This is a genomic window from Alloscardovia macacae (assembly GCF_002259705.1).
Lineage (GTDB): Bacteria > Actinomycetota > Actinomycetes > Actinomycetales > Bifidobacteriaceae > Alloscardovia > Alloscardovia macacae.
In genome coordinates this window covers 68,346-93,472 of record NZ_MWWT01000001.1, presented here as the reverse complement: position 1 = coordinate 93,472, position 25,127 = coordinate 68,346, and the positions used below count along the sequence as shown (strand labels likewise).

Here is a 25,127-nt window from a genome sequence, read left to right as displayed (position 1 = left end):
GCCTCGCGACGCGCACGAGACAGACTCTCATTATACAGCTGAGCGTTTACAGGCTCCGTAAGGGCGCGGGCCCTTACTTCGTCTTCGGCATGATCCAGAACTTCAGCAGCGGATACGAGACCACCACGGCCAGCATCGTGTTAAACACAGCGGTCAGAGTGCTCGCTATGCCGCCAAATCCAGCGCCATTCGCCCATGCGGTGATGTAGCTCGGTGCGAAACCGGAGACGATGATGAGCAGAATGGACAGTACCACGTACTTCCAGGCTGCATCCTTAAAGTTCGAGTCGGACTTAAAGACCCACTTCATCTGGACGAAGAAGTTCACCACCTGAGCCACGATTTCCGCGAGAATGGTAGCCAGGAAGACGCCCAGGCCGCCAGCTGCCGCGTCATAGTTATAGAACGCGAAGTGGAATGGCGTGGTCATGTGCAGCACGTTCACGAACAGGGGAGTCAGCGACCACAGGACGGCGAAGCGCGAGGCTGTGGACACATTCGAGAGAATGTTAAAGAGGATGAACTCCCACAGGTCTGGATGTTCAGCTATCCAGCTCTGGAAGGCGGACTTTTCCTTCTCTGCCTTCTGTGCCTTCTCTGTCTTCTCTGCCTTCTGTGCGGTTTCGGCGCCTAACTGCTCGGATGCGGTCGCTTCGGATGCGGTCGCGCTCGTAGCGGCGGTGTTACTCATGCGATATCTCCTTTAAGGTCTGCTTGTTATCCTTCGCGTTACGGAAGTATTCCGCGATGACGTGGGTGACCCCACGCCAGAAGTGCTTGTTTGCTATGTCCACGATGCCGTCCACCATCTGTGGGCTCACAGCACCGGCAGTCATCTTCGCCATAGCACGTGGAGGCATATTCAGAACGAAGAGGGTGTTCAGGTCTGGTGCACCCGTCTTTTCTAATGCCTTATCACTCTGCTTGATGAGCGTGGAGGCTATGGTACGAGCCACCCACGAGCGAGACGAGGTCCAGGACGAGATGGCATCGTTTGCCACGAAGACTCCTGGCGTGGTTTCGAGCGTGCGGTGTGGCGTCCCCGCGTACAGTGCCTCGAACTCAGTGTCCGTCACGTGACGCACGTCACCCGTCCAGTAGTGGCCGAGAACGTCGTTCTTCTCGGCAGCTGGCTCCATGGTGCCCTGCACGACGTGCGTGGCAGACAGTGGGGTATTTTCCACACTGTTCCCCACGAAGAGCTCCCAGGCGCCAGACTCTACTTGCCACGAGTTCGAGGCGAGGTCGAAGTGACGGTACGTGTACTCGTCGAAGTCGATGCGCACCTGCTTCGACTCACCAGCCTCAAGCTCCACACGCGTAAAGCCCTTCAGCTCACGTGCTGGGCGCAGCACTCCCGAATGCACTGGATGGACGTAGAGCTGAGCCACGTCTGTGCCAGCCACGGACGAGGTATTCGTCACCGTGAAGCTCACGCCCTTGTCATCCACGCTGAGAGCCGAGTACTCAAAGGTGGAGTAGCTCAGACCATAGCCGAATGGGTAGCGCACAGGAATGCTCTGCGTGCTGTAGTAGCGGTAGCCCACGAAAGGACCTTCTCGGTAGACGGAGTCGCGCTCTTCCACAGGGAAGTTACCCGCACTTGGCACGTCTTCGTAGCGCACTGGCCAGGACTCGGCCAAGTGTCCGGACGGATTCACCGCACCGGTGAGCACGTCCACAGTGGCCAGTGCCCCTGCCTGACCAGACAGGCCTATGTACAGGATGGCATCCACACTGTCAGCAAAGTCCACTTCCACAGCCGAACCTGCCACGAGCACGACGACCACTGGCTTGCCCGCTTCTGCCACAGCAGAAAGCATATCGAGCTGAGCCTGTGGAATGTGCATGTGCGAGCGGTCGAGACCTTCGGACTCGGAGCGCTCATCGAGGCCTATGCAGGCCACCACGACGTCTGGATTCTGCTCGCGCACGGTAGCCACAGCCGCGCTCACGAGGTCTGGGCGCGATGCTCCCTGGCGGTCGTAGCCCTGTTCGTAAGCGAGGACTTCTACATCCTCGCTCGCACGCAGAGCATCGAGAAGATGGTCCACACGGTAGGCGTTTACCTTCGAGGAACCAGATCCCTGGTAACGTGCGGTAGCAGCCATATCGCCCACCACGACGAGGCGAGAATGATGAGAGAGAGGAAGAATTGACCCCGTGTTCTGCAGCAGAACGGCGGTCTTCTGCGCGATCTGACGCGCGATCTCGTGATGCTCAGCCTTCTGAGCGTCGGTGAGGAAGCCGTCGCCGGTCGGATGCGTGCCGCGGGTGCGCTCCACCACGTTCAGCACGTCCTGCGCGGACGCGGTGAGCTCAGCCTCCGTGAGGCGTCCAGCACGCACGCCTTCGACGACCTGACGCGCCGACGCAAGGCCTGCAGCCGGCATCTCGAGCGCCGCACCCACGCGAGCCGATTCGACGATGTCATTCGAGCCACCCCAGTCCGAGATGACGAGGCCATCAAAGCCCCACTCCCCCTTCAAAATGTCCTTAATGAGATGGTCGCTCTCATGCGCATACGTACCGTTCACCATGTTATACGAGGACATAATGGTCCACGGCTTCGCTTCCTTCACCGCTATCTCGAAGGCAGTGAGGTAGTATTCGCGCAGTGTACGCTCGTCCACGATGGAGTTCGAAGCCTGACGGCGCAACTCCTGCGAGTTCACCGCGAAATGCTTCGGACATGCGCCCACACCGTTCGACTGAATGCCCTCGATAAACCCCGCAGCCAGGCGTCCTGCCACGAGAGGATCTTCCGAATAGTACTCGAAATTACGTCCGCACAGCGGGTTACGCTTCATGTTAATGCCCGGTCCGAGCAGCACCTGCACGCCGAGGTCGCGCGCTTCCTCGCCGAGCGCCTGACCCACGACGCGAGCAGCGTCCGGATCCCACGAGTTCGCCACCGTGCCCGCCGTAGGGAAGCACGTGGCTGGCTTCGATTCGCCGAGGCCCAGATGGTCACCCGCACCCGTCTGGCGGCGCACACCGTTCGGGCCGTCGCTCATGACGAATGCTGGCACGTCGTGCTGCGGGAGCGCGCGGCTTTCCCACTCCGACTGTCCGGAAAGTAACGATGCTCGCTCGAGGAGCGTCATGTCCTGTGCTGGTGTCACTGCTGTCTCCGCTTTCTGTGAGGTCTGTCGTGTGGGGCGCTGGACGCTGCGTTCTGTGGGCGTCTGTGTCGCGCTCTGCGCTGCGTTTTACGTCGCGTGACGGACGCCGCTTTGCACACGATGTCACGTTTCTAATTTTTAGTGTAGGGGCTGTGCGCGCGGGACGGTAGGCTTTGTGCATGAATAGCACGTTTTCGTTCATGAATGGCAATTTTTGCTGTGGGCGGGGCGGGCTGGCGGCGACGCGGGGGCTCCGGGCGAGAGGAGTGAGCTTTTCGGGACGCTCAGGCGTGGAGCTGCGTGCTAGGCTGGGTACGAGAATGGCTTTTTTCTGCCAATTTTCCGCGTGCGCGTACGGGGCGGGAGCGAGGAAGCGTCCCGAAAAGCTCACTCCTTGCTCGGAGGAGGGGTTTCGAGCGGTAGTGGGCTGGCGACGCGGGTGGGTATGTGATGATTGTGTGGCGAATGCGCAGTTATGGGCTAATTCGGACGTGTGTTCTGGAGCGGTCTGGCAGTTTGGGGCTAATTCCGACGCGGGTGCCGCCGTGCGCTGTGTCCCGCGAACGGCAGCACCCCATATTTATGCCATTGCGTCTCCCGGGCGTCTGACCGTGTGGAGAGCTCTCGTCGGAATTGGCCCTAAAGTGCAGAACAGCAGAAACGCGGGCGTCGGTTTTAGCCCTAAACTGCTCTCCGCGCATATAAGAAGGGGGTCTGGCATCCCTCCACAGCGGAGGAAGGATGCCAGACCCCGAGTCTTTTACTTAGCGAGCAGCTTACTCAGCAGCCGGAGCTTCAGCTTCAGCAGGAGCGTCGGCTTCAGTCTCGTCGAGGACTTCAGCTTCTACTTCTGCTGCAGCTTTTTCTGCTGCGTGGCGCTTGAGGAAGCGGCGGATGGAGACCCATGCTGCCCACAGGAGCAGGAGGGTGATCACAGCCACTGCTGCGTAGTAGATCCACTGCCACAGGGCTATCTCTACCTTCGGAGCACCGTTCGCGTACACGTAGGTGTTCACTGCCGCGTAGAGAATGCCATGAGCTGCTTCACGCATGTGCGCCACCGTGTTCGCGGACTTATCCGTAATCTCGTTCGTGGTCTTCACGGTAGCGAGCATCGCGTTACCACCGTTATAGATGGACTCCGTAGCATCCATGTAGCCGTAGCCGCCGAAGTAGTCGGTCAGAACGAAGCCGTTAAAGCCCCATTCCTTGCGCAGAACGTCGTTCAGCAGAGCGTTATTTGCACCAGCCCAGGTGTTACCGACGTAGTTGAAGGCAGACATGACAGCGGTAGCGCCGCCATCCTTCACGCTCATCTCAAATGGCTTGAGGTAGATCTCGCGCAGAGCCTGCTCATTCGTCCAGGTGTGAAGCATACCGAGACGGTAGTCTTCCTGGTCATTCAGAGCGAAGTGCTTCATGAAGGCGTACATACCAGCATCCTGGACTTCCTTAATCTCGGAAGAAGCCATGACACCAGACAGAACTGGATCTTCGGAGAAGTACTCGAAGTTACGGCCTGCATATGGGCTACGGTGAATGTTCATAGCTGGCGCATACCAACCGGTCACCTGCAGATCCTTACCCATCTGAGCGATAGCCTTACCGAATTCCTTCGCCAGGTTCTTATTCCAGGTAGAAGCCACGGTGGTGCTCGAAGGCAGACCGATGGAACCCTGCTGCGTGAAGTTATTATTCAGAGCAGCTGGACCGTCCACGTCGCTCTGACGCACCTTACCGATGGAAGGAATGGCGCCGTTATTATAACCGGCGTAGCCGATGAGCTGAGCCATCTGTTCGTAGGTGAGCTGGTCGAGCAGCTTATCCCACATGGAATCGTTATAATCCTTACCATACAGCTGGTAGAGCTGGATATTATTCTTCGCGCCCGTCGTCGGCATCTTCACGTCGCCCTCAGCAGAGCGTGCATCAGACAGATACTTCTCCACATTCGAGGAGTTCACGAAGGACTGCTTGTATTCGCTGGAGAGTTCGGTATTTGTCGGTGCTGCGGTAGCCTGAGCGAGGTTTGCGAAGCCGTTAGCGCGAGACAGGTAGGTGACCGAGCCGTTACCGTCAGCGTCTGCGAAGTGGTTTACAGCAGCAGTCTTATCCCCATTATGCGTATTCGACCCATCGTAACGCACTTCAGAAGCCACATTCAGAGTCTTCGACTCGATACGGTTATGCGAATCCGAGTTAATAGAGATCTGGTAGTCACCAGCCTCGAGCACATAGCCACCGTTACCACGCGTATCATACGACGCCATATCAGACTCGTTAAACGAAATCTTCACCGTCTCAGACTCGCCAGGCTTGAGGCTCTTCGTCTTCTCGAAAGCCACCAGGTTCGCGGTAGACTTTTCGATGCCACCATTCGTGTATGGAGGGTTATAGAACACTTCCACAGCAGTCTTACCCTCAGCAGAACCCGTATTCGTTACGGTCACGTCGAAGGACACCTTACCATCCGAAACGGTAGGATCACTCATGGTCTGAGAGAAGGTCGTGTAGGACAGGCCATAACCGAATGGATACTGCACAGCCTCATCATAGTTCAGAGCACCTTCTGCAGCAGCAGTCTCGAAGAACTTATAACCCACATAAATACCCTCGACGTAATTCACGAAAGACGGAGTAAACTTACCGAAGAAACCACCATCGGTGTTAAAATCGGTCATGTTCTCATAGTTCCAGTGACCGATGTTATTATACCAAGCAGCCTTAGTGAAGTCACGGATGAAGGTGTCCGAGGTCTTACCCGAAGGGTTCACCTTACCGGCCAGAATGGAGCCGAGGGATGCGAAACCGGTCTGACCTGCTGGTGGGCACCAGAGCACAGACTTGATCTGCGAGTAATCATTCACCCAGTTCAGATTCATCGCATTCGCACCGTTATAAATCACCGTCACATCATCAAAGTTCGAGGTCACGAGCTTCACGAGATCCTGCTCAGTCTTCGAAAGGGTCAGATAGCCCTGGCCAGCCTCGAAGTCGTTATAATCACCGTTATTCACGTAATCGTGAGTCTCTTCACCGCCGAAGGCCTGTACCTTAGAGACATAGCCTGCTGGGTGGGTGGATACCTTACTCATATCCGTAGGAAGGTCTGCACCTTCACCACCAGAACGACCGATGACCACGATAGCCTTCTTCGAGAAGTTCTTCGCCTGGCTCATCTCAGCATCCGTATAAGACGCAGCAGTAGGCTCAGGAAGCGACCAGTCCTGGCTCACCATACCCACGATAGGGCGGTCTGCACGATAGTCGGTATACTTCTTCGTCAGCTGTTCATTCGTCTTCAAACCAGCATCCTGCAAGCCCTGAATCAGAGACGTCGTAGGATACTTCGTATTCATGGAACCAGAACCGGTACCACCGTAGATAGGATTCGAGGAAGCCCAGCCGAACACATTCACAGCAGAACCATCTGCCAGAGGAAGGCTGGAATCATTATTCTCCAGAAGGGTCACACCCTCATTCTGAATCTCCGTAGCCAGCTTCTCCGCACGCGCCTTCGATGCGGCAGACAGCGTACCCGAACCCGACATCAGGTTCAAAGTCGTGTTCAGCGGTCCGAACAAAATCATAGATACAGCCACCATAATGGCCACGGTCGCGGCTATCCAAGACCACGAATGGATGAGCTTTCGCCATCCCTGGGACTTCAGCCAGAACTTATTTACTGCTACCGTCAGAACGATAGCCACGCAGAGAGCTACACCGATGACGATAAGCTGAGTCCGCATAGACTCGATCAGTGCTATAACGTCATCCATATTAATGCCGAGCATCTCCACTCCTTTCTTATCTCTAGTCTCCTCAGGTCGAGAGGCGCATTCCGAGCGACGACTCTTGTCTCGCAAAATGCATACGCTGTCATTCTACGGGAGGAGACTCGAGAGAAGAAGAGATACTTCCTGAGTGGACGTTTTTCTTTCTTAAAGTGCATGTGCTAGAGGAAAAATTGACCATAAAAAAACTCAGCGCCCCGCACACGCTGTACCAGACGATACAGCGCGCACGAGGCGCCGAGCCGTTAATGGAGAGCCCAGCTGGCGGGCCTAGCACGGGCGACGAGCGTCCCACAAAGGAACAGAACGTTCGCCGCCTTACCCACCAGCCAGGTACAGGCTACTAGCCCTTCTTGCGCTTGGACATGAGATCCACAGCCACAGCGCCGAGGAGCACGAGGCCCTTGATGGTCTTCACGATGGCGGTATCCACACCCATGATGGACAGACCCTGGTTAATGACACCCATAACGAATGCACCGACCACAGCGCCCGGAATAGTACCGATACCACCGGTCACAGCCGTTCCACCGATGAAGCACGCAGCGATAGCATCCATCTCGAATTCCATACCTGCCTGAGCGGTCGCAGATGCGAGGCGCGAGAGCATGCACACTGCTGCTACTGCGGACAGGAAGCCCATATGGACGTAGAGGAAGAAGTCTACCTTGCGGTCATCGATACCGGAGAGGCGAGCAGCCTTACGGTTGCCACCGACGGCGTAGACGTGACGACCAAATACTGTACGGGTGAGGATGAAGTTATAGATGACCACGAGCACGCCCACGATGACGAGCATGATAGGGATACCACCGTTTTCATCATTACCCGAAAGAGAGAGGAGATAGGTGACGAAGGCGATGACCACACCTGCGACCACTATCTTAATCCAGGTCAGGCTCATCGGCTCTGGCTGAAGGCCAGATGCAGCCACCTTCGCGCGGTTACGGAACTGCAGGAAGACGAAGAGAGCGAAGACCAGAGCACCCACCACGATGGTGAGGATAGACATACCGCCAGGGCCGAAGCCAAGGAAGTTTGGAATGTAGTTGCTCGCGATACCGCGGAAGTCGCGCGAGGTGATAGGCACAGACTCACCTACGATAACCGTGGCCAGACCACGGAAGATGAGCATGCCTGCCAGTGTGGTGATGAAGCCTGGGATGCGCACGTATGCCACCCAGAAGCCGTTCCATATACCGATGAGCAGACCCAGGATGATAGAGACCACGATGGCCACTATCCAGTTCACGTTATAGTGTTCCATGAGCAGTGCGCACACACCGCCGATGAAGGCCACGAGGGAACCGACCGACAGGTCGATGTGCGTGGCGATGATGACCATAACCATACCGATGGCCAGGATAATCACATACGCGTTCTGCTGGATGAGCGAGACGAAGCTGTTCGGCTTCAGGAGCACGCCACCGGTGAGAATCTGGAATGCCACCACGATGATGATGAGTGCGCCCACGATACCGTACTGGCGCAGGTTCCCCATGACGGTGGACAGAAGTGTGTTATCACTGCCCTTTGGGTTCTTAGCACCCGGTGCAGCTTTCGGCTGGACGGCAGCTGTGGATGCTGGAGATGCGGAAGTAGCCATTTAAATCTCCTCCTTTTCCTTAGTCATGCAGCGCATGAGATATTCCTGAGTAAATCCTTCTTTGGATACGTCTGCGGTTATAACGCCCTGGTTTACCGTGTAGATGCGGTCGCAGATACCGATGAGTTCTGGCAGTTCGGACGAGATGACCACTACTGCCTTCCCCGCATCTGCCATGCGATCGATAATCTCGTAGATCTCATACTTCGCACCTACGTCGATGCCTCGGGTCGGCTCGTCGAGGATGAGGATGTCTGGATCCGAGATAACCCACTTCGCGAGCACGACCTTCTGCTGGTTACCACCAGAAAGCGTTCCCACGTTCACGTCGATGTTCTGGCACTTGATGTTAAAGCCATGGCGGTATTCTTCCACAGCCTTACGCTCGGCGTTCGCATCCATGATGCCGCGCGAGCTGAGCTTCATAAGCGATGCCAGAGACGAGTTCTCGCGGATGTTCTGCAGGAGGTTCAGACCGTAGGACTTACGGTCTTCCGTGGCGTATGCCAGGCCTGCGTTAATGGCCTGCTGCACGCTCTTAATGTTCTGCTTCTTTCCGTGGACGTACATGTCTCCAGAGATGCCCACACCGTACGAATGACCGAACAGGCTCATGGCCATCTCGGTGCGGCCCGCACCCATCAGGCCTGCGAAGCCCACGATTTCGCCGGCACGCACATGGAAGTTCGCATGATCGACGATGACGCGCTCAGGATCCAGTGGCGAATGGACAGTCCAGTTCTCCACACGCAGAATCTCCTCGCCCACCTTCGACTCGTGGACTGGGTACAGGTTCGTCAGCGGACGACCCACCATCTTACGGATGAGTTCATCCGTATCCAGAGGCTGCTCCTCGTCGATGTACATGACACCCACTGTGGAACCATCTCGGATGATGGTGATGTTATCTGCGATGGCCGCGATCTCATTCAGCTTATGCGAGATGATGATGCTGGTCACGCCATGGTTATCCCTGAGGTCACGGATGAGGCCGAGCAGGTGTGCAGAGTCTTCATCATTCAGTGCAGCGGTCGGTTCGTCGAGGATGAGCAGCTTCACATCCTTCGTCAGCGCCTTCGCTATCTCGACGAGCTGCTGCTTACCCACACCGATGTCCATAATCTTCGTGTCTGGGTCTTCCGGAAGTCCCACGCGGTCGAGCAGCTCCTGAGCCTTCGCACGCGTCTCTTCCCAGTTAATCACACCATTCTTCTGCGTCTCGTTCCCGAGGAAGATGTTTTCTGCGATGGACAGGAATGGGATCAGCGCCAGCTCCTGGTGGATGATGACGATGCCGTCTTCTTCCGAGTCTTTAATGTTCTTATACTTGCAGATCTTTCCTTCGAATTCGATATCACCGCTGTAGGTTCCGTATGGGTACACGCCAGACAGAACGTTCATCAGCGTGGACTTACCTGCACCATTTTCACCGCAGATAGCGTGAATCTCACCGCGATCTACGCTCAAGTTTACGTCTGTCAGTGCCTTCACAGGACCGAACGTCTTGGTGATATCGCGCATGCGCAGAATAGTCTGTGCCTCAGCCATAATCACTCCTTAGGGTTTTAAAGATGGGGTGTGCGCCTGTGCGCCTCGCTTTGTGTGCGCCTAGGCCACCTGGGCTGCCTGGGCCACCTGGGCGCCTCGCTTCAGGCGCACACCCCGCACTCATACTGAGCTATCTACTGACTATTCCTTCGTCAGCTTGTCGAACTTCTCCTGGGAGACGTAGTTCGCCTTCACCAGATCAGAGAGGTTATCCTTCGTGATAGATACTGGGTCGAGCAGCTTCGACTTCACATCTATCTGACCGTTATTAAAGGAACCGTTCAGACCAGAGACTTCCTTACCTTCGGCGATCTCCACTACCATCTGGTAGACAGCCTCAGCCAGCTTGTTCACATCCTTAAAGACGGTTTCACCCTGCAGGCCCTTAGCGATGTTCGCCACAGCGATCTCCATAGCATCCTGACCGGTGATTACTGGCCAGGTGTCTGTGTTTGGCTTCATGTCTGGGCGCTTCTGCTGGATAGCGTTAATGATGCCCTGAGAGATGCCATCGTATGGAGAGAGTACTGCGTCGAGCTTCTGACCCTGTGCGTAGGTGGAGTCGAGGATGGATTCCATATCCTTCTGCGCGTTTGCAGTCTTCCAGGACTCTACTGCTATCTTCTGCCAGGATGCATCCACCGTGCTGTCTGCATTCAGACCGCCACCGTGGTTCGATGGGTTCACCAGCACGCCACTCTTAAAGTACGGCTGGAGCAGATCCCATGCACCCTTGAAGAAGTACTTCGCGTTATTATCATCTGCAGAACCAGCGAACAGCTCGATGTTAAATGGTCCCTTAGCACCATTCTTCAGGCCGAGCTTATCGATGATGTAGTTCGCTTCGAGAACGCCCACCTGCTCGAGCTGGAAGGTCGCGTAGTAGTCCACAGCCTTCGTGTTCATGATGAGGCGGTCGTATGCGATGACCTTAGCGCCGGCTTCCTTAGCCTTTTCTACAGCTGGTCCTACAGCGGTACCATCCTTCGATGCCACCACGACCACCTTTGCGCTGTTATTCACCATGTTTTCGATGTCTGCGTTCTGCTGTGCTGGCTTATCATCTGCGAAGGAGAGAATAACCTTATATCCAGCCTTTTCCAGCTTTGCCTTCAGGTTATTACCATCCTTATTCCAGCGCTCTTCAGACTTCGTAGGCATAGAGATACCGATGGTAGCACCCTTTTCTATCTTGCTACCTTCGCCCGAAGCACCGCCGCCACGGCTCGTGCTGCAGGCACCCAGACCTACCATCATCGCTGCCGCAGCTACCAGAGCTACCAGCTTCTTTACATTCTTCATATCCTTCTCCTTCGTAGGAAGTGGCGAACGGACGTCTACTGTGATTCCGCTCACGTGATATCGAGTATAAAGCATTGAGTTTTAGATTTCAACTCAACACGCCTAATTTTCGAGTTTTGTCTTTATTTCTCGAACTCAAGACCCGTGCTTCACCCAGCAAAAGCCCCAAAAACCGCGAAAACACGCATAAAACCGCCACTCGGAACTTTATTTTCTACCACTTAACGTTTATGCTTAAACTCATGGCGAGTCACATCACAGGATCCCAAGTATCCTTACGCGAGGCAAATATGGCACTTCTTTTCGATGCCATCACTAAATACGGTGCTATGACGCAGGTCGAGTTAGCAGAAAATACTGGCCTGTCCTCCTCCACCGTCTCCATCCTCGTGCGCCGCCTCGTCGAAGAGGGCACCTTCACCACCACAGACACCATCCGCAGTGGCCGGCGTGCCACCCTCGTATCCATCGCGCGTAAAGTGGGCATAGGCGTGGGCCTGTACATAGGGCGCAGCCAGCTGTCCATCTGTGTGACCGACTTTTCGCAGACCACTCTCGCCTACCACGACCACCCTCTGCCTTTCGGCCATAAGCCCGACTCCACTCTTATCCAGGCGCTGCGCCTCATCCACGAGACCATCGAGAACATCGGTGCGAGCGTCGAGGAGATTTCTGCCATTATGGTGGCCATGGCCACGCCCATCGACTGGAAGCATCAGCAGATAGGCGTGCGTGGCATTCTGCCCGACTGGGATGACGTGGACGTGGTGGCGCATTTCGCGCAGTCCTTCCACTGCCCCGTTTTCGTGGATAACGACGCGAACTGCGCTGCTGTGGCTGAGTCGAAGCGCGGCGCGGGCGTGGACTACCCGAACTTCCTATACGTGCAGGCGGGCGATGGCGTGGGCTCTGCCATGTTCATTAACGGCGCCCTCTACCGCGGTTCTATGGGCTTGGCTGGTGAGATAGGCCACGTTCAGGTGGACCCGTTCGGCGACATCTGCGTGTGCGGAAACCGCGGCTGCCTCGATACCGTCGTGAACGAGCAGCGCCTCGTGTCCGTGCTGTCCATCACGCACGGCTCACTCACGCTGGATGACTTAATCCGCCGCGCGTCAGACGGCGATGCGGGCTGCCGGCGCGTCGTGTCGGATGCGGCCGTGCGCGTGGGGACCGTTATCGCGCAGACCTGCATATCCATGGATCCGGGCTGCATTATCATAGGCGGCGCGCTGTGTGAGGCGGGAGACGTGTTCATGGAGCCGCTGCGGCAGTCCATCGCGCGGCTGCTTTTCCCGGATGCCGTAGAGCCAATTCTTATCATCTCCTCCCCTATCTCCAGCACAAGCGTAGCCTTAGGCGCGGCACTGAGTGCATTAGAACTCGCCCCTACGGGAAACTGAGTTATACTAGAGTACATGAGAAGACCGAGGACAAGGGTGACTTTCGAGTATGACAGCATTACTAGAAGTACAGCACTTAGGCTTAAGCTTTGACTACGTGGATACCCTCCACGACGTCAGCCTCACTATGCATGACCACGAAGTCGTAGCCATCGTAGGAGATAACGGCGCCGGAAAGTCCACTCTTTTAAAAACCATAGCGGGCGTCCACATGCCAGATACCGGTCGCATCCTCGTGCGCGGCGAAGAGACACATATCTCGAGCATTAAAGTAGCAAACGCTCTCGGTATCACTGCCATCTTCCAGGACGTCAGCTTCTGCATGAACCTCGACATAGCAGCAAACATCTTCCTCGGTCAGGAGATAGCTTCAGGCATCACTACCCGCGATGATACCGCCATGCATCTGAAAGCGAGGAAAATCCTCTCCACTCTCACTTCACCCCTGAGTGCTTTTCGCTCTATGGATGGCCTGTCTCATGGAGAGATGCAGACTGTGGCCATAGCGCGCGCCATGCTGAATGACCCCGAGATAGTTCTTATGGATGAACCGACCGCATCCCTGTCTGTCATTCAGACAGCACAGGTTCTCTCTTATATTAAGGAGCTGCGCAGCCAGGGAAAGGCCATTCTTCTCGTCTGTCATAATCTTCCCGACGTCTTCGCCGTGGCAGACAGGATAGCCATTATGCGGCATGGAAAGATAGTGGCCATCCATCAGACGCATGAAACCACATACGAGCAGGTCATCGCTGAAATAGCGGGCGCTCGTCATGTGAATGAAGAATTCGTGAATAATGACACTGTTCCTGTGCCACATAAGCTCATCGACAGGTATAACTAAAAGTATTCAAGGAGGAATCTATTATGACTACACTTACTCTTACCATTCTCATCAGCAGCTGTTTCGTGGGGCTCGCACTCGGTGTTCTTTTCGGCGCATTCCCACTGAAGAGTACGCAGATGACGCGCAAGCAGGAGAGCTATGGCTCAGCCCTCAGCTTCCTGAGCCTCGGCCTGTTCCTCGCGCTCGTCATTACGAAGAACGACTGGGCATCTTATGCTTTCATAGGCTTTATGCTCGTAGGTTTCGGCGTAGCGAAGATTCCTGCCGTGCACCTTTGGTTTGTGCAGCGCTTTAAGATATTCCGCCCGAAGAATATGCGCACGCTGAAGAAGCGTTAGTCTTCGTTTTCTTCCTCATCATCGTCTGCAGGACGCGTTTTTACGTAGAGCTTCCACCCTTGGTATCCCGTGTATACAGCGACGATGCCTATGCAAAAAGCGAAGACCCAGGTGGACCAGTGCAGGAGCGTTCCATCCTGCGAGGAACTGTAGAGGCTCTGTCCTAACCAGATGATGCAGGCGAGACTCGTAAAAAGATACAGGCGCGACTGTGCTATTTCGTTCATGGTTTCTCAGTGTAGCAGGTGCTCATACAAAAAGGCTCCCCAGCCAGAAGGAAGGGAGCCTTTTTACAGAGGAGATTTAGTCATCACCCAGCGTCACATGGATGCCGCCGACGAGCGAGCTGACGATGTTATACAGGAACGCGGCTATGGCTGCGAGCACTGTACCCACCACTATCTCGAACACGCCGATGATGGTGAAGATGGACACCACGCGGTTCAGGCTAATGAACGCGGAAAGGTCGAATCCGCTCGAGTTCAGTCCAGCACTGGAGACGATGGAGGTGAGCGAGTCGAAGATGCCCACGGCCTGCAGAACGTAGAAAAGGAAAATGACTGCTACGAGCTGAATGAGTGCTCCAGCCAAGAGCAGCATGAAGGATACCTTCGTCACCGACCATGGGTCTATCTGCGTCAGGCTCAGCTTCATGCGGCGAGCGCGAGGAACAGACTTCTTCTTTTCTCGCTCTGCCTTTGCCACTGGCGCAGGAGTAGCAGGTTCTGGTGCTGCTGCTGGGGTAGCAGGAGTAGGGGCAGAAGTGTTCTCCTGGCCTACTGGCTGTATGACTTCGGTTTCCTCACTCATGTGATTCCCTTTTTCTCGTCGGGGTATTCTCTTTTCTCAGAATACCAAATGTTCTGCCTACTGCGCTGCAGAGACCGTTTCCGTTACTGCATTTTCACTCGATACTGAGGATTCTTCCTCAGAAGATTCCTTTTCTTCGTTTCTCGCTATGGATACTATCTCATCACCAGAATCTGGCTTTGCGAGGGTGACTCCCTGTGTATTACGGCCGGTGAGGTTTATCTCGTTCACATGGGAGCGGATGACCTTACCCGACTTCATGATGGCCATAATCTGGTCGTCTTCGCTTACCACGACAGCTCCGACGAGTTCTCCGCGACCTTCGACGAGGTTTATGGCCTTCACACCGTAGCCATTTCGACCCTGAAGACGGTATTCGGACAGCGCCGTACGCTTCGCGTACCCTTCGCTCGTTACCACGAGAAGGCTCGAGTCTGAATCTGCCGGGACTACTGCCATGCTCAGCAGGTAGTCTTCGCCTTCAGCACCCTTAAACTTCATGGCCTGTACGCCAGCAGTCTGGCGTCCCATAGGACGTAGCGTCTCATCGTCTGCCGCGAACTTCACAGACATGCCGCTGTGAGAGACGACGATAATCTCATCATCCTTATTACACAGCGCTGCGCCGATGAGCTCGTCGTGAGTCGAGGAAGAATTGACCTCAGAATCCTCAGAGCCGAACTCCATCAAACGCACGGCTATAAGGCCGCCCTGACGAGTCGAATCATACTCAGGAAGGCGCGTCTTCTTAATCTTTCCGCTCTTCGTCGCCAGAACGAGGTACTCGGCAGCCTCGTAATCCTTAATGGACAGAATCTGCTGTATATGCTCGTCCGGTCCCAGCTGCAGCAGGTTCGCCACGTGCTGACCCTTCGAGTCACGCGAACCTTCCGGCAGCTCATACGCCTTCAGACGGTACACGCGGCCTTCGTTCGTGAAGAAGAGCAGCCAGTTATGCGTGGAGGTGGCGAAGAAGTGATCCACGACATCATCCTCACGCAGCTTCGCACCCTTAATGCCCTTACCGCCGCGATGCTGAGCGCGGTACTCGTCTGCCTTCGTACGCTTAATGTAGCCAGAATGGGTCACGGTCACGACCACATTTTCTTCGGCGATGAGGTCTTCCACATTCACCTCGCCAGAGAATGGCAGAATCTGCGTACGGCGCTCGTCTCCATATTTATCCACTATCTCGTCCAGCTCTTCGCCGACGATACGACGACGACGCTCTGGGCTCGAGAGGATATCGTTATAATCTGCGATGCGGCGCATGAGCTCTTCATGCTCGTCGAGAATCTTCTGGCGTTCGAGAGCTGCCAGGCGACGCAGCTGCATGGCCAGAATGGCATCTGCCTGAATCTGGTCCACGTCCAGCAGGTCCATGAGGCCTGTACGTGCCTGGTCTACATCAGGGGAGCGGCGGATAAGAGCTATGACCTCTTCTATCATATCCAAAGCCTTCAGGTACCCCTGGAGGATGTGATCGCGCTCTTCAGCTTCGCGCTTCAGGTACTCGGTACGGCGGTAGATGACGTCCAGCTGGTGGTTAATCCAGTGGCGGATGAACGCGTCGAGGCTGAGCGTGCGTGGCACACCGTCCACGAGAGCGAGCATGTTCGCACCAAACGTCTGCTGGAGCTGTGTGTGCTTGTACAGGTTATTCAGCACGACCTTCGGCACAGCATCACGCTTCAGGACGAGGACGAGACGCTGTCCAGTGCGTCCCGACGTCTCATCACGCATGTCTGCTATACCCTGAATCTTTCCGTCGCGCACACCCTCGCGGATGGAGGAAGCGAGACGGTCTGGATTCACCTGGTACGGTAGCTCAGTGACCACGAGACAGAGGCGTCCATGAATCTCTTCCGTATTCACCACGGCACGCATGGTGATGAGACCGCGACCCGTGCGATATGCCTGCTCGATGCCATTATGTCCGAGGATAGTAGCTCCCGTAGGGAAGTCCGGCCCCTTAATGATGGCTATGAGGTTATTCAGCAGCTCTTCCTTCGAGGCATCTGGATGCTCGAGAGCCCAGTGCACACCTTCTGCTACCTCACGCATGTTATGCGGAGGAATATTCGTAGCCATACCCACGGCGATGCCGGAGGAACCGTTCACCAGAAGGTTCGGGAAGCGACTCGGCAGAACTGTAGGCTCCTGAGTCTTACCGTCATAATTCGGGACGAAGTCTACAGTCTCTTTATCGATATCGCGTACGAGCTCCATGGCTAGTGGAGCCATGCGGCACTCGGTATATCGCATAGCTGCTGCAGGGTCATCACCAGGAGAGCCGAAGTTTCCCTGACCATCCACGAGCATGTAGCGCATGGACCAGCTCTGAGCCATACGCACGAGAGTGTCATAGATAGCCGAATCACCGTGTGGATGGTACTTACCCATCACGTCTCCGACCACGCGCGAGCACTTGTTATACCCGCGGTCTGGACGGTAGCCACCGTCATACATCGCGTAGACGACGCGGCGGTGCACTGGCTTCATACCGTCGCGTACATCTGGAAGTGCACGCTCGACGATAACGGACAGAGCATACGCGAGGTAGGACTCGCGCATCTCCTTCTGCAGGTCAGTGCGCTGGACGCGGTGTCCAGCCATAAGGCCTGGGTCCTCTGCTGTCGGCGCGTTATTCGGAAGGGCTGCTGCGTTCCCAGAATCGTGCTCAGCAGCATTCTGGTTTTCTGGCGTCATATCATCTGCCATGTGTGTCACCTTTTAGTGTAAAGACGTGTGAAATGTTCTCGTATCTGTGCTGACCACTTACGCATCGATGAAGCGGGCGTCGTGAGCATTTCGCTGGATGAACAGGCGGCGTGGCTCCACGTCGTCTCCCATGAGCATGGAGAAGGTTTCATCTGCCTGCGCTGCATCTTCGATGTGAATCTGCTTCAGGATACGCTGGTGAGGATCCATAGTGGTCTCCCACAGCTCCTGGTAGCTCATCTCACCCAGACCCTTATAACGCTGGATACCTTCACCCTTCGGTAGCTGACGTCCTGCAGCACGGCCCTCTGCGAGCGCGCGGTCGCGCTCTTCATCCGTGTACACGAAGTCATGGTTCCCCTTCGTCCACTTCAAGCGGTACAGAGGTGGCATGGCCACATACACGTATCCAGCATTAATGAGTGGGCGCATATAGCGGAACATGAGTGTAAGGTTCAGAGTGGCGATGTGTGCACCATCCACATCCGCATCTGCCATAATGATGATCTTATGGTAGCGGACCTTTTCTATGTCGAAGTCTTCGCCATATCCTCCGCCGATGGCCGTGATGAGGGACTCGATGGTGTCTGACTTCATCATGCGGTCCAGGCTCGCGCGCTCCGTGTTCAGGATCTTACCGCGCAAAGGCAGAATGGCCTGCGTGATAGGGTTACGTCCCTGGATAGCGGAACCACCTGCGGAATCTCCCTCGACGATGAACAGCTCGCACTCAGCAGGATTATTCGACTGGCAGTCCTTCAGCTTATCCGGCATGCCTGCAGACTCGAAGATGGACTTGCGGCGAGTATTCTCGCGGGCTTTCTTCGCTGCAATGCGTGCGCGTGCTGCTTCCTGCCCCTTCTGGACTATCATCTTCGCTTCTGCTGGATGCTCGCCAAGCCAGTCTCCGAGCTTTTCGGTGACGACGCGCTGGACGAAGGTCTTAGCTTCAGAGTTTCCGAGCTTCGTCTTCGTCTGACCTTCGAACTGTGGCACGGTCAGCTTTACGGAGATGACAGCAGTGAGGCCTTCACGTACGTCATCACCAGAAAGATTATCATCCTTATCCTTCAGCAGGCCCTTTTCGCGCGCATAGCGGTTTATAAGACCGGTGAGGGCTGCACGGAAGCCCTCTTCGTGTGTGCCACCCTCGGTCGTAGTGATGGTATTCGCGAAGGAGTGGATGGACTCGGAGTACGCGCGCGTCCACTGCATGGCTATCTCTGCAGAAATACCCAAGCTCAGGTCTTCGGATGCGAAGTCGATGACTTCGTCTTCCACAGGAGCGGACTTCTTTCCCCTCACGAGGTACTCGACATAATCTTTAATACCGTTCGGGTACTTATAGGTGACGGTCTGGTGCTGTGGCTCGCCGTTCCCATCCTCACCGGATTCAGACGCTATCTCATCTCCAGCTTCGTCGAAGCTTCGCTCATCCGTCAGAGTAATCTGCAGCCCCTTATTCAGGAAGGCCATCTGCTGGAAGCGTGCGCGCAGAGTTTCGAAGTCATATTCCGTTACTTCGAAGATGGCAGGATCCGCCCAGAAGGTAACGGATGTACCCGTTTCTTCACCCTCTTCGAGAGCGCGTCCCTGAATGAGTGGGGTCACGGAATGCTGGTCTTCGAAGTTCTGAGTCCAGTAGTATCCCTGGCGGCGCACTTCCACATTTATGCGCGTGGACAGAGCATTCACCACAGATATACCCACACCATGCAGACCACCGGAGACGGCATATCCGCCGCCACCGAACTTACCGCCTGCGTGCAGCTTCGTGAGCACTACTTCCACGCCAGACTTTCCTTCGCCAGGCACTTCGTCCACAGGAATACCACGGCCGTTATCCACCACGCGGATGCCATTATCCGGCAGGATAGTCACTTCGATGTGTGACGCATACCCTGCCAGTGCTTCATCCACGGAGTTATCCACTATCTCGTACACGAGATGGTGCAAGCCGCGAGGACCTGTAGAGCCGATGTACATACCTGGTCGTACTCGGACTGCTTCCAGCCCCTCCAGCACCTTCAGGTCGCTAGCATCATAATGCTCTGGGGACATGGTGTCATCAAGCTGAGCTGAGGTGCTCTCTTCGTCCGCCACTGACATTCCTTCCACTATAAAAATAAACCCCGTTTCCGAGGCTTATTTTTTATCCCATTCACGCTCACAGCCCCATAAAGGGGCCTCACACGCGTTTTTACTATTTACTAATAGGGTACTAGAAAAGTGGGACATGTCCCACACAGAGCGCGACTTCATACTACCGTTTATATAGCCGTTCATGCCGCCCTTAATACCGCCGCCTTTTATACGGCTCATTCTGCCCACCTATCACTTTTATGGAGCGGATATCGAGGTCTTTCGTGGCCGGATGCGTGTGGAGTTTTTCGAGAATCGCCTCGGACATGAAGCTGATGGTATTCGCCCAGGCCGGAGAGTTCACGATGATGCTCAGCTCTCCGCCCCTGAGGCGTCCCACGCGTGAGTTTCGCGCTATGCTGTCTCCCACGATGCTTGTCCAGTCATCATACAGCCGGGCGAGCGCCATCCGCGTCTTCCACAGCGGGTTTTGCGTGAGGGAAGCGAGGACAGATCCGAAATCCGTCCAGTCGCGGCCCTTCTGTCCGAAGCTTTCGGCGGCTTTTCTGTTTTCCTCGTCGAAGCTGCGTTTCTGTACGAACTGATGGGCGTACGGTTCGAAGAGCCGCGCGGCCAGAGCGTCCGTGTTCAGGCGGAATTCCTCGGGTATGGGTTTACGCGTCATGCTTCAGAAAGTCCTCGAGTTTCGGCATTTCTGCCAATTTTTCCTCCGCCTGGCGCAGCGCCTCTACATCGACGAAATGCACACGTTCCTGAAGCTCTGTGCTCAGCAGCTGTGCAGGAACATCATCTTTCGCAGCTACGGTAATGAACACCTGATCATTTTGAGAAGCAAAATCTAGGATTTGCGAGCGCCGAGCATTATCCAGCTGGGCGAAGACATCATCAAGAATGAGGATGGGTATGGTCTCTTTCGCCTCTTTCATCACTTCGAAGAGAGCCATTTTCAGGGCGAGTGCGATGCTCCACATCTCCCCATTCGAGGCATAGTCTTTCGCAGGCATACCGTTTAAGATGAACTCTACATCATCGCGATGTGGACCTATGAGGTTTCGAGCCTGCGCTACTTCTCCTTCGAAAAGCCGCTGATAGTGTGCTATGACTGCCTCGTACTCACCCTCAGCATAGGAAGGGGAGTAGCGCAGTTCTACTGTCTGCTTTTCTCCCGCTACATGCTCATAAATCTCGCAGAAGGGCTCAGCGAGGCGTTCACACACCTGAGAACGCATCTGCGTAATCTCAAGACCAGTCTGTACGAGCTGTGCAGTCCATATCTCAAGGCCTACGAAGACCTGAGAAAGGTCTGCATCGGGCTGGGCACGCAAAGCCGCCACATTTTTCAGCAGTGCAGCGCGCTGCTTCGCTATATGCGTGTAACGCTGTAAGAGGTCATAATACCGCGGGAAAAGCACTATAGCAGCGGTATCGAGAAATTGACGGCGAAGAGCCGGCTCAGCAGAAACGAGGCGCTGATCTTCCGGCGCGAACGTCACACTCGGAACCTGTCCGAGGACGTCACGCAGAAAGCCGGACGCGCCGCCATTCACGCGAGCGCGGTGGCCTCCGCGAGACGAAAGCGTCACCGCATACTGCGTCTGCTGCTCCTCGCGAAACTCCACATTCGCGCGGATGTGGGCTGATGGCTGACCTGCCTGAATAAGCGGCTTCGCTGACGACGCGCGGTGGCTCATCCCCGTAGAGAGGAACTCCACAGCCTCCACGATATTTGTCTTCCCGATGCCGTTCGCCCCATAAAAAATGGTGATCCCGGGAGCGAGGTCCAGCAGACACTGCTCCCAGGAACGAAAATGGTCCAGCGCGAGACGCGATATATACATACGGTTCGCGTGCGCCTAGTCGATGAAACGCATAGGAACGAGCAGATAGCGGTAATCCAGCGATTCGTCGCCGTCGAGCTCCTGCTGTCCGTTAAATTCCACAGCGCGTGCCGCATTCACCATCTTCATGCGCACGTACGGCTCGTCGATAGCACCCAGACCTTCCTTAAGATAGGACGGATTAAAGGCCACGGTGATGGCTTCACCGTCCAGCTGTGCGTCGATGGTCTCCTTCGCCTGGGACTCGTCGGCAGATCCTGCAGAAAGCTGGACTTCATTATTCGTAAAGACCATGCGGATAGGCGCGTTCTTTTCCGCCACGAGAGCTACACGCGTAATGGCGCTGATGAGCTCGGAACGGTTAATGACCGCGTGGATAGGATACTCATCCACAAAGAGGCGGTCCACAGCAGGGAACTCGCCATCGATAAGCTGCGCCGTAGACTGGCGGCCCGCATTCGACACGCTTAGAAGCGTGGACTTTTCTGGGTTATAGCCGAGGACCACGTTACTCGTGGTGTCGAGGCTCCTTGAGATGTCCTTGATGACGCTGCCATCGATGAGCAGCGTGGACTGGAAGTCTGCGTTTTCCGGGGTCCACGTGAAGCTGGTGCGCGCCAGACGGAAGCGGTCTGTGGACGTCATCACCACTTTATCCCCATCGATGTTTACGCGGATGCCTTTGAGAACGATGCGGTTTTCCTCACGCGCCACAGCTACTGCAGTCTTATTCACAGCCGCAGAGAAGGTTTCCGCGTCTACTTGGCCTACGGCAGCAGGAATTTCTGGAAGCTGTGGATAGTCGCTCTCCGGCATGAGCTGCAGGGAGAATTTCGACTTTCCGCCGGATATCGTCACGCGAGAATTCGCAGTTTGTAGCGAAATAGTGCCCTGAGGAAGAGCTTTCGCTATGTCTGCGAGAAGCTTACCAAGCACCACGATAGTGCCATCCTCGTCCACAGCGGCCTCGATGTGGTGACGAGCGGACTTTTCGTAATCGAAAGTGGAAAAAGCGAGCTCACCGTCACGAGCTTCGAGCTTAATGCCAGCAAGGATAGGCGTAGCTGGACGAGACGGCAGAATGCGCGTAGCCCAGGCGACTGCGTCGGCAAAGGCAGCAGAATCGACGTCGAGTTTCATAAAACTTCTCCTTCTGTGGCGCTCTGAGAGCGCGGATGCTTAAAAATTCTTCAGATTCACGAGCTAGGAACCATTGTAGCCGAAAACTGGGCGGTTTTCTGCTGAACGTTTATACGCGCGCTACTTACGTAAGTTTTATGATGACGAGGATAAAAGATAACTAAGATAGTAGTAATAATAAGGGCTGTGGATACTGTGGAAAACTACGCGGAAGGGCGAAATACTGCGCTTCTCGAAGATATCCACAGTGTGTATAGGTGGATGAAAAAATGTGTATAACTAGGGTGGTTATCCACATGGTTTCGATGATTTCTGAATTATCCACATTTTCGGGTCTCTTTTTCACGGGTTACTCACGGCTTTTCCACGGGTTTTTGCGCATAATGTGGATAGACATGTGGATAACTTTTTTTTAAAAATTCTTTTCCGTTCGGCGTGGCGCGCTCTGAAATTATGGATTTTTTCCGTGAAATACGTTTTTCGTCTCTGAGAAGCGCTCAGATGAACGGGACGCATTCTGGGCGAAGTTTTAGAAGCCTTTTTTAGAAGCCGTTTCCCTGCTTCAGCTGCGTGGTCAGCTCTGTTACAGCCGTATACGTCTCTGGATTTTCCTGCATTTCTGCAGAAATCTTACGGCAGGCATGCATCACAGTCGAGTGGTCGCGGCCGCCAAAGGTGGATCCGATGTCCACGAGAGACATAGATGTGAGCTCTCGGGACAGATACATAGCCACCTGGCGTGCTTGCGCTACGTTCTTCGTGCGCGAGGATCCGACGATGTCCTCGAACGTAAGCTTATAATACTTCGCCACGAAAGTGATGATATTCGTAGGAGTAATCTCCACCGTGGAATTCGCGAAGTCTTTCAGAGTCTGTTCTGCCAGATTCTTCGTAATAATCTGATTACTCAAACTCGCCATAGCGGAGATACGCGTGAGCGCACCTTCGAGGACGCGGACATTATCCGTGACCTTTTCTGCGATAAGATTCAGCACTTCCATAGGAATATCGATGTGCTGAGCCTTCGCCTTCATACGCAGGATAGCTACGCGCAGCTCGTGCGATGGCGGGTCGATGCTTACCGGCAGGCCCTGGCTAAAGCGTGAGATTAAGCGGTCTGGAAGTCCCTTCAGGTTCTTCGGAGGAACATCTGAGGCGAGGACTATCTGCTTACCCTGTTCATAGAGTTCATTAAAGGTATTAAAGAACGCTTCGACGGTGGTATCTCGTCCTGCGATGAACTGCACGTCATCGACCAGGAGGATATCCACTCCGCGGTAGCGGCGGTTAAATTCCACCATTTCCGCGCGGCGGCTGCTCGCGTTATTACCCAGAGCGATGACCAGCTCGTTCGTGAATTCCTCAGAATTCGTGTAGCGCACCTTCAGACGCGGATTAATAAGCAGCGCCTGGTTTCCGATGGCGTTCAGCAGGTGCGTCTTTCCGAGCCCCGACCCGCCATAGATAAACAGTGGGTTATATTCGAAGCCTGGACGCTCAGCCGTGGCGAAGGCTATAGACTTCGCGAACTGGTTCGAGTCGCCTGGAACAAAGTTATCGAAGCGCGCGCTTTTATTCAGGTGCGTGACCTCGTCGCGCGTATTCTGCGGAACGTCGAGAGCGGCATTCGGAGGGACTATCTCCGGCTCTACTATCCTCGGTGCTGCCACTGGAGGCGCAGGTTCACGCACCTGCGCGATGTTCTGTGGTACAGGCTGGGGGACTGGTACATTTACATTCTGAGCGTTTTGCTCAAGGACCTGTGGATCTATCTGAACCACGTAGGTCATGGCCTGGCCCATAACCTGAGAAAAAGTCTGAGTAAGAGCAGAATGCAGCTTCTTTTCCACGACGCTACGTGTGGATTCGCTCGAGACGGTCAGCACCAGCATGGTGCCGAAGATATTTGTGACCTTAATGTCATTCAGGCAGGCCACTTCACGTAAGGTGAGGTCCAGCGGCTGATCAAGCAGCAACTGATAGGTCTGATTCCAGACCTCAGTAGCATCCATGTTCTGTGCCATAGCCTCTCCTCGAACGAAAAATTCCGCGCATCTTTTTCACGCCTACCACAGTTTACACTATCCACAGTAAGTTATCCACAAGCACGTGTGTTGAAAATAAGGGTTTGTGAATAACACGGGTGTAATTTGTGGATAAGTGGATAAAGTTATCCACAATGTTATCCGCTTATTCACAAGCCTTTGTGTGCATAACTACACGGGTGTAATTTTTAAATGTGCATGAAATGAGGAAGTTATGCACATGGTGGATAATGTGTGGGTAACTTGTGTACGACGCGTGGATAACGGGGTGAACTTGCTCTGGTACAGGGTTTCAAGTAAGGTTGTAGAGATTGACTTAATAAAAGGAAGCCGTGATGGTCACGGCTACATATGGGAGCGTTAACTATGAAGCGTACATTCCAGCCAAACAACCGTCGTCGTCATATGAAGCACGGTTTCCGTTTGCGCATGCGTACCCGTGCGGGTCGCGCAGTTATTAACCGTCGTCGTGCAAAGGGCCGCAAGTCCCTCTCTGCATAAGCGATA

The 25,127-nt window shown here is 54.9% G+C and carries 18 protein-coding genes; 4 read left to right on the top strand and 14 right to left on the bottom strand.

From position 1 onward, the window contains the following. Positions 1-73: 73 nt before the first annotated feature. From ALMA_RS00380 to ALMA_RS00350, 6 genes are all read right to left on the bottom strand, one after another. Entirely contained in the window at positions 74-691 is a 618-nt protein-coding gene (locus ALMA_RS00380; protein WP_094725908.1) for a GtrA family protein, read from the bottom strand. Further along, positions 684-3,107 carry a glycoside hydrolase family 3 C-terminal domain-containing protein gene (locus tag ALMA_RS00375; RefSeq protein ID WP_094726166.1) on the bottom strand — a complete coding sequence of 808 codons (2,424 nt, stop codon included), beginning with the start codon at positions 3,105-3,107 and terminating at the stop codon, positions 684-686. Before ALMA_RS00375 ends, ALMA_RS00380 begins: the two co-directional genes overlap by 8 nt. Before the next feature lie 794 nt (positions 3,108-3,901). Beyond that, a complete protein-coding gene (locus ALMA_RS00370) occupies positions 3,902-6,919 on the bottom strand; it encodes a glycoside hydrolase family 3 N-terminal domain-containing protein (RefSeq protein WP_094725907.1) in 3,018 nt (1,005 codons plus the stop codon). Between the two features lie 343 nt (positions 6,920-7,262). Continuing rightward, the gene (gene mmsB / locus ALMA_RS00360; RefSeq protein WP_244568806.1) at positions 7,263-8,525 is read right to left on the bottom strand and encodes a multiple monosaccharide ABC transporter permease; all 1,263 of its coding nucleotides are present in this window, start codon (positions 8,523-8,525) and stop codon (positions 7,263-7,265) included. Further along, the gene (mmsA, locus tag ALMA_RS00355) at positions 8,526-10,073 is read right to left on the bottom strand and encodes a multiple monosaccharide ABC transporter ATP-binding protein (protein ID WP_086106647.1); all 1,548 of its coding nucleotides are present in this window, start codon (positions 10,071-10,073) and stop codon (positions 8,526-8,528) included. Positions 10,074-10,214: 141 nt separating this feature from the next. Next, positions 10,215-11,375, bottom strand: a complete 1,161-nt coding sequence (locus ALMA_RS00350; protein ID WP_094725905.1) for a substrate-binding domain-containing protein — start codon at positions 11,373-11,375, stop codon at positions 10,215-10,217. A gap of 242 nt (positions 11,376-11,617) precedes the next feature. Here ALMA_RS00350 and ALMA_RS00345 point away from each other — a divergent pair, with 242 nt between their 5' ends. The 3 genes from ALMA_RS00345 to ALMA_RS00335 are packed head-to-tail and all read left to right on the top strand — an operon-like array spanning position 11,618 to position 13,963. Next, on the top strand, positions 11,618-12,778 hold the full coding sequence (locus ALMA_RS00345; protein ID WP_094726165.1) for an ROK family transcriptional regulator: 1,161 nt from the start codon (positions 11,618-11,620) through the stop codon (positions 12,776-12,778). A 49-nt stretch (positions 12,779-12,827) separates the two neighbouring features. Further along, a complete protein-coding gene (locus tag ALMA_RS00340; RefSeq protein WP_094725904.1) occupies positions 12,828-13,622 on the top strand; it encodes an ATP-binding cassette domain-containing protein in 795 nt (264 codons plus the stop codon). Between the two features lie 23 nt (positions 13,623-13,645). After that, on the top strand, positions 13,646-13,963 hold the full coding sequence (locus ALMA_RS00335) for a hypothetical protein (protein WP_094725903.1): 318 nt from the start codon (positions 13,646-13,648) through the stop codon (positions 13,961-13,963). Here the strand turns inward: ALMA_RS00335 and ALMA_RS00330 are convergent. The 8 genes from ALMA_RS00330 to dnaA all read right to left on the bottom strand — a co-directional run bounded on the left by ALMA_RS00330 (position 13,960) and on the right by dnaA (position 24,599). Further along, positions 13,960-14,190, bottom strand: a complete 231-nt coding sequence (locus ALMA_RS00330; RefSeq protein ID WP_094725902.1) for a hypothetical protein — start codon at positions 14,188-14,190, stop codon at positions 13,960-13,962. The genes ALMA_RS00335 and ALMA_RS00330 overlap by 4 nt on opposite strands. 76 nt (positions 14,191-14,266) lie before the next feature. Continuing rightward, the gene (locus ALMA_RS00325; protein ID WP_094725901.1) at positions 14,267-14,773 is read right to left on the bottom strand and encodes a DUF3566 domain-containing protein; all 507 of its coding nucleotides are present in this window, start codon (positions 14,771-14,773) and stop codon (positions 14,267-14,269) included. 57 nt (positions 14,774-14,830) lie between these two features. After that, positions 14,831-17,389, bottom strand: coding sequence for a DNA gyrase subunit A (gyrA, locus tag ALMA_RS00320; protein ID WP_244568822.1), 2,559 nt, complete (start codon positions 17,387-17,389; stop codon positions 14,831-14,833). A 162-nt stretch (positions 17,390-17,551) separates the two neighbouring features. Further along, positions 17,552-19,603: a DNA topoisomerase (ATP-hydrolyzing) subunit B gene (gene gyrB / locus ALMA_RS00315; RefSeq protein ID WP_094725899.1), complete on the bottom strand. Its 2,052-nt coding sequence runs from the start codon at positions 19,601-19,603 to the stop codon at positions 17,552-17,554. A gap of 184 nt (positions 19,604-19,787) precedes the next feature. Further along, complete coding sequence (locus ALMA_RS00310) at positions 19,788-20,261, bottom strand: DciA family protein (RefSeq protein ID WP_094725898.1); 474 nt, start codon at positions 20,259-20,261, stop codon at positions 19,788-19,790. Beyond that, positions 20,251-21,435, bottom strand: a complete 1,185-nt coding sequence (gene recF / locus ALMA_RS00305) for a DNA replication/repair protein RecF (protein WP_094725897.1) — start codon at positions 21,433-21,435, stop codon at positions 20,251-20,253. The genes ALMA_RS00310 and recF overlap by 11 nt, the downstream gene beginning before the upstream one ends. Before the next feature lie 15 nt (positions 21,436-21,450). After that, complete coding sequence (dnaN, locus tag ALMA_RS00300) at positions 21,451-22,575, bottom strand: DNA polymerase III subunit beta (protein WP_094725896.1); 1,125 nt, start codon at positions 22,573-22,575, stop codon at positions 21,451-21,453. Positions 22,576-23,117: 542 nt separating this feature from the next. Beyond that, positions 23,118-24,599, bottom strand: coding sequence for a chromosomal replication initiator protein DnaA (dnaA, locus tag ALMA_RS00295; protein WP_244568805.1), 1,482 nt, complete (start codon positions 24,597-24,599; stop codon positions 23,118-23,120). 387 nt (positions 24,600-24,986) lie between these two features. On the opposite strand from dnaA, the gene rpmH reads away from it, so the two are divergent. After that, the gene (rpmH, locus tag ALMA_RS00290) at positions 24,987-25,121 is read left to right on the top strand and encodes a 50S ribosomal protein L34 (protein ID WP_021617360.1); all 135 of its coding nucleotides are present in this window, start codon (positions 24,987-24,989) and stop codon (positions 25,119-25,121) included. The last annotated feature ends 6 nt before the right edge of the window (positions 25,122-25,127 follow it).